The following is a 13,575-nucleotide window of genomic DNA, read 5'->3' as shown; positions in this document are numbered from 1 at the left end:
CCCCGGTCAGACACTCGATGCGTGGTGTGGAAAGATCCGTCGGAGAGGCCGCTGTGGAGGAACAGTGGACCGCGACACTGTGCTCCCGAATGCCCGCGAGGAGGAGGGCGGGAACGACGTCGGCTGGCGCGGATGGGCGGTACGAGTCGCGCGTCACGGACACGCTCCGATCCGGCCTTGACGAGCGGTGCACCAGCAAGGGGACTCGCAAGTGACCGTTACGCGTTCAGGATCGCGTCCGCCACCGGCCTGACGATCTCCGGGTTCGCGGTGTGGCGCGCGTCCACGACGATCGCGTCCTCGTCCGCCGTCGGTTGCTCGAATTGCTCCCGATGCTTGTCGAGGACCCGATCGATCACGTCCGGCCTCATCGGATCGTCTCTGTTCATCAGCACGCGTTCCCTTTGAAGCTCCGTGTCGATCTGGACCCAGACCAGCGAGAAGCCGGCGCCGGCATCGTCGGCGACAGCCCTCCAAACCTCTCGAATGAAGCGCGGAGAACCGGTGTCGTCCACGACGGCTCTCCTCCCTGCCGTCAAACGGCGGGAGGCGCGCTCGTGCGCGATCTCGTTCGTTCTGGCCCACTCCTCGATCGGAATCCCCTGCCCTCCTCGCAGGCCACGTTCCAGGTTGATCGCATCGAGGCTGACTAGGAGCGCATCCAGCTCGATCGCGAGCCGTTCGGCCAGGGTGCTCTTGCCGGCGAAGGACAAGTCGCATAGCAAGGTGAGATGCATGATGGTCAGTCTGTCGTGGGGAGGCCGCGACTGCAGCGACGCCACCCGAATGACGCGCTCGGGCGCACGGCAGATGCCCACTGCGCCGCATACGCGCCCCGCAAGGCCATGCCTTCCTTCCGAAGTCAACGTTGTGTTCCGCGGCTCGACCCCTCAGGGTGGACTCCGGACGAGGGAGCAGGATGCGGGTGGATGCGGGCGTCGGCACGGCGCGACAGGTGGAGCACGAGCAGAACACGATCGATGAGATGTACCGACTGCTCGACGAGGGGGTGAGCAGCGGACTCGCCGCGCAGGCGCGGGTGATGGCGGCAGAGGTCGAAGGCCCGGCGGACCTGTTCGCCAGAGATGCCGAGCTCGCCCGACTGAGCGACGGCGTGCGGCGGCTGCGCGGCGCAGAGCACGCGCTCTGCTTCGGGCGCATCGACGACGCGAACGGGGCATCGCTGCACATCGGCCGGATCGGGCTGACGTCACCGGACGGCGAGGCGCTGCTCGTGGACTGGCGGGCCGAAGCCGCCCGCCCGTTCTACGCCGCGACGATGACGTCCCCACTCGGCCTGCGGCGGCGCAGGCATCTGCGCCTCGACGGCCGCCGGGTGAGCGATGTCACCGATGAGATCCTCGACGGCACGACGCCGACCGCCGACGATCTCGTCGGCGACGGCCCCCTGCTCTCCGCACTGAGCGGCGCGCGGACGGGTCGGATGCGGGAGGCCGCGTCGACTCTGCAGGCCGAGCAGGACGAGATCGTCAGGTCGCCGCACCGCGGGATCATGGTGGTCGACGGCGGCCCTGGCACCGGCAAGACGATCGTGGCTCTGCACCGCGCGGCGTACGTGCTGTACGCCTTTCCGGCCATCGCCGAGCGCGGCGTGCTGGTGTTCGGTCCCAACCGACGCTTCCTGACGTACATCTCCGAGGTGCTGCCGTCGCTCGGCGAGAACGACGTGCAGCTGGCGACGGCATCCGATCTGATCGGGGCGGACGCGACCGCACAGGACCTGGAGCGGGTCGCCCGGCTGAAGGGCGGCGCCGCCTTCGCCGACGCGCTCGCGCGCTGGGTGCAGGACCGGCAGCCGCAGGGCCGGTCGCTGACGCTGCAGACCGCGCATGGCACCGTCGTGCTCGACGCCACTCGCGTCGACGCCGCGCGGCGCGGCGCGCTGCAGGGGGATGCCGCGCACAACCGTGCCAGAGAGCTGTTCCTCGAGTATGTCGTCGAAGACCTGGTCGACGAGCTCGAGCAGCAGACCGCACGGGAGGTCACGGAGTTCGAGGAGGAGATCAGGGATGTCCTCGGCATCGACCTGGACGGCATGTTCGCCGAGGACGGCGACGGCGAGTCCGACGGCGAGCTGGAGATCGACTGGGATCGCATCCGCGACGAACTGCTCGTCGATCCCGGCGTCGACCGGATCGTCGAGGGCGTCTGGCCGCGTCTCCGTCCGGAGCAGGTCGTCCGCGGCCTGCTCTCCGACCACGCCGCCCTGGAACGGATGCTGCCCGCGGAGGACGTCGCCGCCCTGGCCGCGGCCCCGTCGACCGGATGGTCGGACGCCGATCTGGTGCTGCTGGATGAGGCGCGTGCGCTCGTCGATGGACCTCCCGACGCGGTGTGGGGGCACATCGTCGTCGACGAGGCGCAGCTGCTCTCGGAGATGCAGTGGCGGATGCTGCTGCGTCGCTGCCCGAGCCGATCGATGACGGTGGTGGGCGACCTCGCGCAGGCCGGCCCCGCCACGACCGTCCGCAGCTGGTACGAGGCACTGCGCCCGTTCGGCGCGGACCGGTTCGCGCACCACACGCTCACCGTGAACTACCGCACCACCGCGGAGATCCTGCAGGCGAGCGAGCCCGCACTCGCCCGCATCGCTCCCGCCCAGCGGCTCTCCCGCTCGATCCGGCATGGCGACCGTCCGACCCGCATCGTCGTCGATGCCGGCGAGCTCACCGCGGCACTCGACGATCTCGTCGCCGAGCTGCGCGACTCGCATCCGGCAGAACAGATCGGCGTGATCGCCGCCGCGCACCGTGCGGCCGAGCTGGATGCCGGCATCCACGACGCGTCGATTGTGCCGGCGTCCGACGCGCGGGGACTGGAGTTCGACACCGTGATCCTGCTCGAACCCGAGGAGATCGAATCGGCCGGCGAAGCCGGCATCCGCGATCTCTACGTCGCGCAGACCAGGGCGACGAAGCGGCTCTTCACCCTCGTGACCGGCTAGGGCTTCCGCACACCGGCGCTCACGCCGCCGACCAGCACATCTCTGGCCCACCTCTCGATCCGTTCAGTGACAGCCACGCGGGAGAGCGCATCCACATCGATGAGACTCACCGGCCAGCGAGGGTCGTCTCCCGACAGCCGCTCCCACCGCGACCATTGCATCGGCACGTCGCTCTCGGTGCGGATGACCTCAGGCTCGTGCGAAGAGTCCACCGCATGGTGACGGATCCACTCTCCGAAACGGAGGTGATGGACGAGCGAGTCGGCAGGCTCCCCGCGATCGATCAGACGGCGCTCCTGGACTTCCGGAGAGCAGTGCAGCACGCAGATCGCGATGCCGTCGAGGCGGTCGGCGGATGGCGCCGCGAGCAACTCACCCGGCGGAACTTGTCCGAACAGCAGGACGTGCTCTCCGCGGTCCTGTGCATCGATGGCGAAGCGCACCCAATGCTCGATCGCTCCGTGCCGCCAGGACGTGTCCGCTCCTTCGGGAACACCGATCGAATCGAACTCGACGCACGTCACCGGCCGGCCGAGATCGACCCGGCTGAGGGACTCCAGCGCCGTCGACTTGCCCGTGCCGCTGGCTCCTGTGACCGAGAGCAGCATCCGCCGCCCTCCCTCAGTGCTTCTGGTCGGCCAGACCCAGATCGCCGATCGTCTTCTCGATCTTCTGGTTGGCCTCCTTCATGGCCGCGTCGATGTCGCCGCCGCGCATCGCCTTCTCCAGCGCGGTGCCCATCGCCAGGCTCACCTGCCAGTCATAGGTCGGCTCGAGGATCGCTGTCTTGGTGGCCTCGGTCATCACGTCGTAGAACGGGTTCGCCGAGCGGCCGGGGTCCTGCGCGAGATCCTCGGCGATCGACATGCGCGGTGAGAGCTTGGTGAACTTCGTCCCGGTGAAGTACGCCCTCGGCACCGACGCATCCTCCGCCAGCATCCAGCTGATCGCGGCCGCCGCCTCCTTCACGTGCTTCGACCTCGCGTCGACCCCGATGGTCCAGCCGCCGAGGGTCGAGGTCGTCCGTTCCGGATCCCCGTCGACGGTCGGCATCGCCGCGACCTGGATGTTCTTGGCGGTCTTCGCGTAGTCGGTGAGCAGCGGACCGATCGCCCACGAGCCGCCGGCCATCATGCCGAGCTTGCCCTGGCCCAGCGGAGTCACGTCGCTGTAGGGCGCGAGCGCCTGCTTGGGGATGATCCCCTGCCCGTAGAGGTCCTGGTAGAACTCGAACAGCGGCGTGTAGTCGTCGGTCACGGCGGGCTCCGCCCAGTCGTCGGTGATCGGCATGTGCCCGGCCGTCCCGTACTGCGCGCCCCACGTCGACCAGGACAGCTCCACCGCATTCTGCGCGATCTCGAACGGCACGATCTTGCTGTCGGCCGCCTTGAGCTTCTTGCCCGCAGCGATCAGGTCGTCCCAGGTCTTCGGCGGGTTCTCCGGATCGAGACCGGCCTTCTCGAACAGGTCGGTGCGGTAGTACAGCAGGGCGCTGGGCTCGTAGTACAGCGGATAGGCGTACTGCTTCCCTTCCACCGTCACCGCGTCGAGGAACCGTCGGGTCCAGGTCGTCCCAGGCCGACTGGTCGATGTACTCGGTGATGGGCGCCAGCTTGCTGTTGCGGGCGTTCATCGGCACCGCCGAGTAGTTCATGGTGTACATGTCGGGGGCCGTGCCCGCCGCCTGCGCGGCCTTCAGCTTCTGGTCCCAGGCGTCGCCGGGAACCACGGTCAGCTTCACCGTGATCTCGTCCTGCGACTTGTTGTAGTCGTCGACCGCCTTCTTGAACCAGGCGTTGTCCTCGTTCGAGAACTTGTTCTGCCAGAAGGTGACGGTGGTGCCGTCCCCTTCTCCGGCATCCGGGGTCGAGCTGCCGCACGCAGTGATCGCCGTCATCGCGCCCACGATGCCGACCACGATCGTGAGCCTCGTCGCTGCACGCATGGTTTCCCTCTCTCGGTGCGGGGCTACTTGAGCCCCGCCATCTTGATGTTGCCGATGATCTGACGCTGGAAGATGAGGAACAGGATCACCACGGGAGCGGCTGCCAGCACGGATCCCGCCATGAGCAGGCCCAGCTCGGTGCTGCGCTCGGATCGGAACGTCGCCAGGTACTGCTGCACGACGAACCGCTCCGGCGTGGTGATCGTCATGATCGGCCACACGTACGAGTTCCAGTACGCCAGGAACGCGGTGATGCCCATCACGACGAAGGGCGGCTTCGAGAGCGGCAGGAAGATGCGCCAGAAGATGCCGAACCGGCCGCAGCCGTCGAGCATGGCCGCTTCTTCGAGGCTGGCGGGGATGTTCAGGTAGAACTGCCGGATGAAGAACACGGATGCGGCGCTCGCGGCGCCCGGGATCACCAGCACTGCGAGGGTGTCCAGCATCGACAGCCGGGTCACCACGATGAAGCTGGTCAGCAGGATCGTCATGCCGGGGATGAACATCGTGGTGATCACGATGACCCACATCGTGCGCTTGAACCGGAAGTCCAGGCGGGCGAACGCGTAGGCGGCGAACGAGTTCACGGTCAGGCTCAGCACGGTGAACAGCACGGCGCCGAGGAAGGTCCAGCCCATCGTGGTGGCGAACGTCGGATCCGAGATGATCTGCGCATAGTTCTGCCACTTCCACACCTCGGGGAAGAACTGGAACGGCGTCTGGATGACCTCGGTCTTCGACTTGAAGCCGGCGATCACCATCCAGGCCAGCGGGAACAGCGCGGCGAGCACGAAGACGGCTCCGGCGAGCGCCTTGAAGACCAGGGTCACCCAGCCGCCCGAGGTCTTCGGCATCCTGCTGCGGCGCGGCTCCTTGCCGGCGAGGACGATCCGGGTGGTCTCACCCTGCATGACGGCCATCAGTCGACCAGCCTCTCGGAGTTGACGAACTTGAACACGAGCGCCGACACCGAGCCGAGCACGACGAACAGCAGCAGCGCCGCGGCGATCGAGTAGCCCACGTTGATGTCGTTGCGGAAGTGGTTGAAGATGAACAGGTTCGGCAGGGTGGTCGAGTCCAGCGGCCCGCCGTTGGTCATGACCAGCGGCAGCTCGAACTGCTGGATCGCGGCGACGAATCCGGTCACCAGCAGGTAGAGGAACACGTTCTTCATCTGCGGGATGGTGATGTACCGCGTCTTCTGCCACCAGCCGGCGCCCTCCATCGCGGCGGCCTCGTAGTACTCGGCCGGGATGTCGACCATGGCCGCGACCATGATGAGCGAGGTGAGGCCCATGCCCAGCCAGATCGCGGGGATCGCGATCGCGAACAGCGCCCACGCCGGGTCGCCCAGCCAGGCGATCGGCTCGATCCCGAACACTCCGAGGAACGCGTTGAGCAGGCCGCCCGAGTAGTCGTAGATCAGCACGAAGATGATCGACGCGATCACCGAGGAGATGATCGTGGGGATGTAGATGCTGACCTTGAGGATGCTGGCGAACCGCTTCGACACGCTCACGACCAGGCTCGAGAAGAGATAGGCGAGCACGAGCATCGCCGGCACGGTCATCAGCACGAACACGAATCCGCGGCCGATCGTCGCGATGAAGAGCGGATCGCTGAGCACATCGGCGAAGTTCTTCCAGCCGACGAACACCGGATCCTTGTAGAAGCTCCAGTCCTGGAAGGACAGGTATCCGGCGTAGATCGCCGGCCAGACCACGAAGATCCCCAGCAGGATCAGCACGGGCGCCAGCATCAGGAACGCGAGCTTCGTGTCGCGGTAGCGGTAGCGGTCATGGCGCAGGCGCTGCTGCCTGCGCTCTTCTCTCACAGCGGTCGTCATCGTCGATCCCGTCTCGTGTGGGGTGCATGCCGGTGCTGGGGACGGTCGGGTCCGTCCCCAGCACCGGTCCCGATCAGTTCTTCGGCGCCTTCTCGGGCAGCTTGTCCCGGTCGATGACCTTCTGGATGGCCGCCTCGGCGGTGGCGATCGCCTTGTCGGGCGACGCCGCGCCCTTCATCACGGTCTCCATCGCGGTGCCGACAGCCAGCGAGACGTCCCACGGGTAGGTCGGCTCGGGGATGGCGGTGGGGGCGATGTCGTCGATGACGACCTTCGACCACGGGGCATCCGCGGCCTTCTCATCCGCGGCGACGGCGTCCTGCACCGACTGGCGGACGGGCACCTTGGTGAACTGGGTGTTCACGAAGAACGGCACGAGGTTCTGCGGGTCGCCGGCCAGCGACCACTCCAGGAACTTCCCGGCCGCCTCGGGGTTCTTGCTCTTCGCGTCGATGACCCACTTGAAGTTGCCGAGCGTCGTGGCGGTGCGGCCGTCGGCATCCGCGGAGTTCGGGAACGCGCCGACGCCGGTGTTGGTCAGCATGTCCTTGTAGTCCGAGCCGATCTCGGACATCATCCACGAGCCGGAGACCTTGAAGGCGACCTTCTGCTGACCGAAGTCCTTGCCCTCGACGTAGGCCGCGAGCGCCTGCTTGGGCATGTAGCCCTTGTCCCAGAGGGTCTTGTACTTCGACATCAGATCCTTGTAGCCGTCGTTGTTGATGTCGGGCTTGGTCCAGTCGTCGGTGAGAGCGGTGTGTCCGGCGAAGTTGTACTGCTGGCCGACGGTCGACCAGGCGAAGGTGGCGGCGTCGGATGCCGGGGAGATGCAGTACGTGCCCTTCGCGAGAGTGGGCTGGATCTTGGCGCACGCGGCGAGCAGGTCGTCCCAGGTCTCAGGACCGTTCTCGGAGTCGACGCCCGCCTTGTCGAGCATGTCCTTGTTCCAGAACAGCACGGTCTGCGGTTCGAGCAGCAGCGGGTAGGCGTAGTACTTGCCGCCGATCTGCGAGACCGGCTGCGCCGGGTCGATGATCTCGTCGAGCTTCGACTGGTCGACGACCTTGTTCAGCTCGTACAGCTGACCGGCGTTCACCGCGTCCTGGATGCTGCCGGAGTGGGTGTAGATGTCGGGCGCCTTGCCCGCGGCCTGCGCGGCCTTCATCTTCTGGTCCCAGGCATCCGCCGGCACCTCGGTGTCGACGACCTTGATGTCCTTCTGCGAGGCGTTGAACTTCTTGACGATGTCCTTGTACCAGTCGTTCTCGACCGGCGTGAACGTCCGGTGCCAGAACTGGATCGTGGTGACGCCCTCGCCGCCGCCACCGCCACCGCCGGCGGATTCGCCGGGGGTGCCGGAGCCGCAGCCGGCGAGCAGTCCGACGGCCGTGAGAACGCCGAGGGCCGAGAGGGCCGCCCTCCGCGTCCGGGGAGTGTTGATTGCCATGGTTCCTCCTCAGGAACTCGACTCGTCCTCGAATCGTTGCTGTGATCGGCAGGTGCCGAGGCTCGGCCGACGGGCGCCGTCGACCGGGTAGACGCCACGTTAGACGAAATCGATTTCATCCACAAGGGACCACCCGACCGAAACCTGCCCGGCGAGCGGGCGGATGCCGGAGGCGGGCATCACCCCGCACGTGCTTCGGGACGTTCTCTAGAGAAATCGATTTCATTCGACTACGGTGTCCGTGATCGCCTTCTCCGAGAAAGGGAGCCCCTCGTGACCACCTGGCTGCGCCCCGCCGCAGACGTCCCCGTCGGAACCGCGCTGGGGGCATTCCGACGGCCTTCAGATCGGCCTGCATCCGATCCCCGGACCGCGCGGGCTGCTGCGTGTGTTCACCCCGTATCTCGACCATCCACGGGAGCGGCTGGTGAACTTCATCGCGGTCGAACCCGTGGTGGCGGGGTCCGAGACCAGAGGCTACTCGGAACTCGAACCGAGCACCCTCGACCCCGGCCAGAAGGGCAAGAGGTTCTGGTCGTGCGACGGTCCCGACACGGCCGAGCCCCGCGACCCCGCCGAGCCGGCGCAGGGCGTCGTCGAGCAGATCGACGGCGTCGAGCACCTGACGGTCTGGATCGGCGTGGAGCGCTTCGACGACGGCGCCGACGTGCGGGTGCGGGTGCGCTTCCGGGCCGATCGCCCCCACGAGGTCGAGGTGGCCGGATTCTCGAACGAGGGATCCGCTCCCCTCGATCGTCTGATCCTGTCGGCGACGATGGGCAACTGGGCGCGACTGCGACGCCTCGAGTTGGCCGATCGGATGGTCGAGCCGCGGGAGCTGTGGCCCGGCTTCTCGGGCACCGGCTTCACCGCCCACGACGTGTTCGGTCTCGCCGAGCTTCGCCGCGACGGCACCGCCGCAGAGGTCAGTGCCGTCGGCGACGAGACGGACCCGTGGTCCGCGACCTACGCCGACGACACCGCCGAGCACTGGCGCTTCATCGGCCGCAGAGCCAGGCAGACCTGGCGGGTCGACGATCCGCATCCCGATCTGCGCGCGCAGGTCAACGCCCGCTGGTCGTACTGGGCGAGCGCCTCCGAGATCCCCGGCGGTCCCGCCTACGAGAACTTCGAGATCGTGGAGCCGTTCCGCCAGGGCGCGGCGTTCCGCTTCGCGGTCGAGCCGCTGGACTGATCCGACGAGACACCCGTTCCCGCATGAGAAAGCCGCCTCCTGCGGGTGTTTCGTGCAGGAAGCGGCTTCTCGTGCGGGAGCAGCGCGGTCTCTGCGCGCGCGAAGGCGTCAGGCGTGGGCAGCCACCACGCGTGCGACCTCGGTGCGCGCGGCCGCGTCCGGCTCGTCCAGGGCCATCCGGCAGTAGGCGTCGGCGACGCCGAGCACGCGGTAGCCCTCCTTCATCCGGGCCATGTCGCCGCCGATCGTGGAGACGACCTCGTCGACCGCGATCTGCGCCGCGGCGATCGCCTCCGCATCGCCGGTGCGTGCAGCATCCGCCAGCGACCGGAACGGCTTGGGAGTCACCGACGACACTCCCGAGACGACGCCCTGCGCCCCGACGCCGGCCGCGGCGACCAGATCGCGGTCGGCACCGGTGTAGATCTCGAAGTCGGCCGGGACGACCGCCCGGTACGCGGCGATGTCGTCGAGTGTGAGTTCACTGACCTTCGCTCCCACGATGTTCGGCAGCTCCGCCAGCCGCGCCAGCAGCCCCGGCGAAACCGGATTGCCGCTGCGGGCCGGATAGACGTACACGTAGAGGCGCCCGTCGCCGACGGCCTCTGACACCGCGCGGAAGTAGTCGAGGACGGCATCATCCGACGCCCTCAGGTAGTACGGCGTCAGCGCCGCGAACTCGGTGGCGCCGAGCTCCCGCGCGATGCCGACTAGTCGCACCGCCTCGTAGGCACTCGGCTGACCGACATGCACGATCACGCGCATGCGGTCTGCGAGCTCCTCGAGCGCGGCCGAGACCAGGGCGGTGAACTCTGCGACGTCGACGGCGGGGAACTCCCCGGTCGTGCCGAGCACGAACGCGCCCTCGTTGCCGGACTGCCCGACGTAGCGGAAGATCGCGCGCGACCCGTCCAGATCGAGCGACCCGTCGCGGTGGAACGCGGTGGGGATCGCGGTCAGGATGTCATAGCGGGTCACTTCTCGTTCTCCTTCTCGTTCCGCCGGTTGCGGCGGGTCTTCTCGGCATCGACGCTGCGCACCGTGGAGGTGAGCAGGTCGGGGTCTGCGGCGAGCTCTTCCCGCGCGTGCTGGATCTGGGCGACACTCTCGGTGTCGAGCACCGAGTCCTCGAGCGACGCGCGCTCGGCGCGCGGTCTGCGAGCGGCGCGGATAGCCGGCATGGCGATCGAGAGCACGGCGAGCACGAGCAGGATGATGGCGATCGGGCTGACGACCTCGAAGAACGGCCGCGTCGGCAGGATCGCCAGAGTGCGCGCCAGGTTCTCCTCGGCGAGCGGGCCGAGCAGGAGGCCCAGGACGACCGGGCCCGCCGGTACCTGCATCCGCTTGAGCAGGACGCCGATGACGCCGAACACGAGCATCGTGATCACGGTCGAGAGGCTGTTGGACGTGGCGTAGGTGCCGATGATGCAGAACATCAGGATGCCGCTCCACAGGTACGGCTGCGGCACGTCGAGGAGCTTCACCATGCCCTTCATGCGCACCAGGCTGAGTCCGAGAGAAAGCAGCGTGGCGACGAGCATGATCACCGCGATCGAGACGACCAGGTCGGGTCGCTCGGTGAACAGCGTCGGGCCGGGGGTGATGCCCCAGATGATCATCGAGCCGATCATCACCGCCATCACCGAGTCGCCCGGGATGCCGAGCGCCATCGTCGTGGTCAGCGACCCTCCGAGCGTGGCACTGGACGCGGTGTCCGACGCGGCCACGCCCTCGATCGTGCCCTTGCCGAACCGCTCCGGATGCTTCGACACCCGGCGCGCCTGCTCCCAGCCGATGAGCCCGGCGATGTCGCCGCCGGCCGCCGGAATGAGGCCCACGCCCAGTCCGACCGCACCCGAGACCGCGGTCGCCCGCCCTGTCTGCTTCATCTCGCCCCAGTTCGGCCACCAGCGTCCGAGGCTGGAGATCGGCCGCACCTTGGTCGAGCGGTGGGTCAGCAGCTGGTCGAAGAGCTCGGCGATGCCGAACAGCCCGATGATCACGGCGATGAAGTTCACGCCCTCCACCAGTTCGAGGGACCCGAAGGTGAAGCGCTGATCGGCCGTGGCCGCGTAAGTGCCGACCGTGCCGAGCATGAGTCCGAAGAGCCCCGCCAGGATGCCCTTCAGCATCGACTTCGACGAGATGCCGATCATGATCGCGATGCCGAACACGACCAGGGCGAACAGCTCGGGCGACTTGAAGTAGTCGCGTGCGAAGCTCGCGATCGGCACCGCCGCGACCGAGAAGAGCACGAGGGACGCCAGGATGCCGATGGCCGACACGATCGCCGAGATAGTGAGCGCGAGCCCGGCCCTGCCCTGCTTCGCCATGGGATAGCCGTCGAGGGTTGTCGCGATCGAGGCCGGAGTGCCGGGGGTGTTGATGAGGATCGACGGCACCCGGTCGCCGAAGTTCGCCGCGGCGTAGATGGTGAGCATGACGGCGAGGCCCTGCACGGGTTCGAGGGTCAGTGTGAAGCCCGCGGCGAGTGCGACCGCCATCGTCGCGGTGATGCCGGGGAACGCACCCACCATGAAGCCGAGCACCAGGCCGACGCCCATGTTGAGCAGGATCGAGACGTCCAGGAGGGAATCGATGCCCTCGATGAAGGGGTTCACAGCGGGATCCTCAGGAGCATGCCGAACACGACGTAGACGAACGCTGTGACCGAGACGGAGTAGATGACGAGGCTGAGCCAGCGCCGATGTCCGTACAGCAGCATCAGCGCGATCATGAGCAGTCCGGCCGCGATCGGGAACAGCTCGATCCGGTACCCGAACAGGATGATCGACCCGAGCGACCAGAGCCCCACGAAGGCGATCACGATCACGAGCGTGGCGACGATCCGCAGGATGCCGCCGGGCTGGATGCGCTCGACGTCCTCGCGGGTCGGCGCAGGCCGGGTGAGCGCGACCACCAGCAGCAGCACGGCGACGACGATCGCCGAGACGCCGAGCAGCATCGGCCAGAACCTCGCGTCGATCTGGCCTGCGGCGGCCTCGCGGCGGAGGGGGATCTGCGTGCCCAGCGCCAGGTATCCCGCCGACACGGCGAGCGCGACCACGGCGAAGGTGATCTCCAGCGGACGCGACGGCTTCGCGGCCTGATAGTCGTCGCCCTCGACGACCTCGATGTCGGTCATGTCTTCCCTCTCGAGAAGATCGGGGCCGGGTCTCCGACCCGGCCCCGAAGCCGATCAGCCCAGCAGGTCCTTGAACAGGTCGAACTGCTCGCCGACGAAGGTCGTCCACTCGGCCGAGTCGCGGTAGATCACGAGGTTCCCGGCCTCCTTCTGGAACTTCTGATACGAGTCCGACTCGACGGCCTTCTTCACCGCATCCTCGAGTGTCTTGTGCACGTCGTCCGGCAGTCCCTTGGGTGCGTAGATGCCGCCCCAGCCGCCGAACTGTACGTCCTCGCCGATGGCCTCCTTCACCGTCGGCACATCCTCGGCGTCCGGGTGCCGCTCACCGTGCATGACCGCGAGGATCTTCACGGCGTCGCCCTGCGCGAGCGCCTCGCCCAGACCCGAGACCGCGGCGACGGTCTCGCCGGACGCCGCTGCACCGACCGCGGTCGCGCCGCCGTCGTAGGGCACGGGGTGAGTTCGACATCGGTCGCCTTGGCGAGGCCGATCGTCGCGGCCTCCCAGATCGAGCCGGCGCCGGAGTTCGCGACGGTGACCTTGCCGGCCTTCGCCTTCGCGACGAGGGACTCCAGCGAGTCGAGGCCGCTGTTCGCCCCGACGCTGATCACGCCGGGGGCGAGCATGATCTGCCCGAGCAGATCGTAGTTCTCGGGCTGCACATCGGCGCCCTGGGTGGTGTTGAGCATGGCGATCTCGACCGGCGCGAAGCCGATGACGTACCCGTCGGCCTTCTGGGCGCCCACGTACTCCATGGCGAGCGCACCGGCGGCGCCCGGCATGTTCTCGGGCACGACGCTGACGTCGAGGATGTTCTCGAGCTCGGAAGCCAGGGCGCGCGAGGACAGGTCGGAGCCGCCGCCCGGGTTCGCCTGGATGATCAGGCGGATGTCCTTCTCGGGGAAGCTCGACTCGGCTTCCCCTCCTCGACCTTGGTGCAGCCGGCCAGAACGAGAGCGGTCGCGGCGACGGCGGCGATCGCGGCAGCCGCTCGGATGGTGCGCGTGCGGGGCATCTTTGCTCCTC

Annotated in this window: 13 protein-coding genes and 1 pseudogene; 2 read left to right on the top strand and 12 right to left on the bottom strand. The window is 67.9% G+C overall.

Annotated features, from left to right (window positions below; translation table 11 throughout):
* Positions 1-218: 218 nt before the first annotated feature.
* Positions 219-737 carry an AAA family ATPase gene (locus L2X99_RS15310; protein WP_236126000.1) on the bottom strand — a complete coding sequence of 173 codons (519 nt, stop codon included), beginning with the start codon at positions 735-737 and terminating at the stop codon, positions 219-221.
* A 188-nt stretch (positions 738-925) separates the two neighbouring features.
* Here L2X99_RS15310 and L2X99_RS15305 point away from each other — a divergent pair, with 188 nt between their 5' ends.
* The gene (locus tag L2X99_RS15305) at positions 926-2,965 is read left to right on the top strand and encodes a HelD family protein (protein ID WP_236135353.1); all 2,040 of its coding nucleotides are present in this window, start codon (positions 926-928) and stop codon (positions 2,963-2,965) included.
* Here the strand turns inward: L2X99_RS15305 and L2X99_RS15300 are convergent.
* The 5 genes and pseudogenes from L2X99_RS15300 to L2X99_RS15280 form a co-directional block, all read right to left on the bottom strand.
* On the bottom strand, positions 2,962-3,573 hold the full coding sequence (locus tag L2X99_RS15300) for an AAA family ATPase (protein WP_236126002.1): 612 nt from the start codon (positions 3,571-3,573) through the stop codon (positions 2,962-2,964). The genes L2X99_RS15305 and L2X99_RS15300 overlap by 4 nt on opposite strands.
* Positions 3,574-3,586: 13 nt before the next feature.
* Positions 3,587-4,862: pseudogene (locus L2X99_RS15295) on the bottom strand (extracellular solute-binding protein).
* A 71-nt stretch (positions 4,863-4,933) separates the two neighbouring features.
* Positions 4,934-5,830: a carbohydrate ABC transporter permease gene (locus L2X99_RS15290; RefSeq protein WP_236126004.1), complete on the bottom strand. Its 897-nt coding sequence runs from the start codon at positions 5,828-5,830 to the stop codon at positions 4,934-4,936.
* Complete coding sequence (locus tag L2X99_RS15285; RefSeq protein WP_236126005.1) at positions 5,830-6,756, bottom strand: carbohydrate ABC transporter permease; 927 nt, start codon at positions 6,754-6,756, stop codon at positions 5,830-5,832. Before L2X99_RS15285 ends, L2X99_RS15290 begins: the two co-directional genes overlap by 1 nt.
* 73 nt (positions 6,757-6,829) lie before the next feature.
* Positions 6,830-8,203, bottom strand: a complete 1,374-nt coding sequence (locus tag L2X99_RS15280) for an ABC transporter substrate-binding protein (protein WP_236126006.1) — start codon at positions 8,201-8,203, stop codon at positions 6,830-6,832.
* Between the two features lie 388 nt (positions 8,204-8,591).
* Here L2X99_RS15280 and L2X99_RS15275 point away from each other — a divergent pair, with 388 nt between their 5' ends.
* Positions 8,592-9,398: a hypothetical protein gene (locus L2X99_RS15275; RefSeq protein WP_236126007.1), complete on the top strand. Its 807-nt coding sequence runs from the start codon at positions 8,592-8,594 to the stop codon at positions 9,396-9,398.
* 108 nt (positions 9,399-9,506) lie between these two features.
* Here the strand turns inward: L2X99_RS15275 and L2X99_RS15270 are convergent, their stop codons facing one another.
* From L2X99_RS15270 to L2X99_RS18010, 6 genes are all read right to left on the bottom strand, one after another.
* Positions 9,507-10,376, bottom strand: coding sequence for a dihydrodipicolinate synthase family protein (locus L2X99_RS15270; protein ID WP_236135352.1), 870 nt, complete (start codon positions 10,374-10,376; stop codon positions 9,507-9,509).
* Positions 10,373-12,022 carry a tripartite tricarboxylate transporter permease gene (locus L2X99_RS15265; protein ID WP_236126009.1) on the bottom strand — a complete coding sequence of 550 codons (1,650 nt, stop codon included), beginning with the start codon at positions 12,020-12,022 and terminating at the stop codon, positions 10,373-10,375. Before L2X99_RS15265 ends, L2X99_RS15270 begins: the two co-directional genes overlap by 4 nt.
* Positions 12,019-12,546 carry a tripartite tricarboxylate transporter TctB family protein gene (locus L2X99_RS15260; protein WP_236135351.1) on the bottom strand — a complete coding sequence of 176 codons (528 nt, stop codon included), beginning with the start codon at positions 12,544-12,546 and terminating at the stop codon, positions 12,019-12,021. The genes L2X99_RS15265 and L2X99_RS15260 overlap by 4 nt, the downstream gene beginning before the upstream one ends.
* A gap of 54 nt (positions 12,547-12,600) precedes the next feature.
* Positions 12,601-13,002: a tripartite tricarboxylate transporter substrate-binding protein gene (locus L2X99_RS18690; RefSeq protein ID WP_236126011.1), complete on the bottom strand. Its 402-nt coding sequence runs from the start codon at positions 13,000-13,002 to the stop codon at positions 12,601-12,603.
* A complete protein-coding gene (locus tag L2X99_RS18685) occupies positions 12,897-13,343 on the bottom strand; it encodes a tripartite tricarboxylate transporter substrate-binding protein (protein ID WP_236126012.1) in 447 nt (148 codons plus the stop codon). The genes L2X99_RS18690 and L2X99_RS18685 overlap by 106 nt, the downstream gene beginning before the upstream one ends.
* A gap of 86 nt (positions 13,344-13,429) precedes the next feature.
* The gene (locus tag L2X99_RS18010) at positions 13,430-13,564 is read right to left on the bottom strand and encodes a hypothetical protein (protein WP_268928527.1); all 135 of its coding nucleotides are present in this window, start codon (positions 13,562-13,564) and stop codon (positions 13,430-13,432) included.
* Positions 13,565-13,575: the final 11 nt, after the last annotated feature.

The organism is Microbacterium sp. KUDC0406, assembly GCF_021582875.1.
Lineage (GTDB): Bacteria > Actinomycetota > Actinomycetes > Actinomycetales > Microbacteriaceae > Microbacterium.
The sequence above is the reverse complement of the archived record's forward strand: the minus strand, read 5'-3'. Positions and strand labels throughout refer to the sequence as shown.

Bases quoted from the DNA above. Each gene is read 5' to 3' on its own strand.
- L2X99_RS15260 (WP_236135351.1), bottom strand. From the start codon at position 12,546: ATGACCGACATCGAGGTCGTCGAGGGCGACGACTATCAGGCCGCGAAG.
- L2X99_RS15285 (WP_236126005.1), bottom strand. From the start codon at position 6,756: ATGACGACCGCTGTGAGAGAAGAGCGCAGGCAGCAGCGCCTGCGCCAT.
- L2X99_RS15280 (WP_236126006.1), bottom strand. From the start codon at position 8,203: ATGGCAATCAACACTCCCCGGACGCGGAGGGCGGCCCTCTCGGCCCTC.
- L2X99_RS15290 (WP_236126004.1), bottom strand. From the start codon at position 5,830: ATGGCCGTCATGCAGGGTGAGACCACCCGGATCGTCCTCGCCGGCAAG.
- L2X99_RS15310 (WP_236126000.1), bottom strand. From the start codon at position 737: ATGCATCTCACCTTGCTATGCGACTTGTCCTTCGCCGGCAAGAGCACC.
- L2X99_RS18010 (WP_268928527.1), bottom strand. From the start codon at position 13,564: ATGCCCCGCACGCGCACCATCCGAGCGGCTGCCGCGATCGCCGCCGTC.
- L2X99_RS15300 (WP_236126002.1), bottom strand. From the start codon at position 3,573: ATGCTGCTCTCGGTCACAGGAGCCAGCGGCACGGGCAAGTCGACGGCG.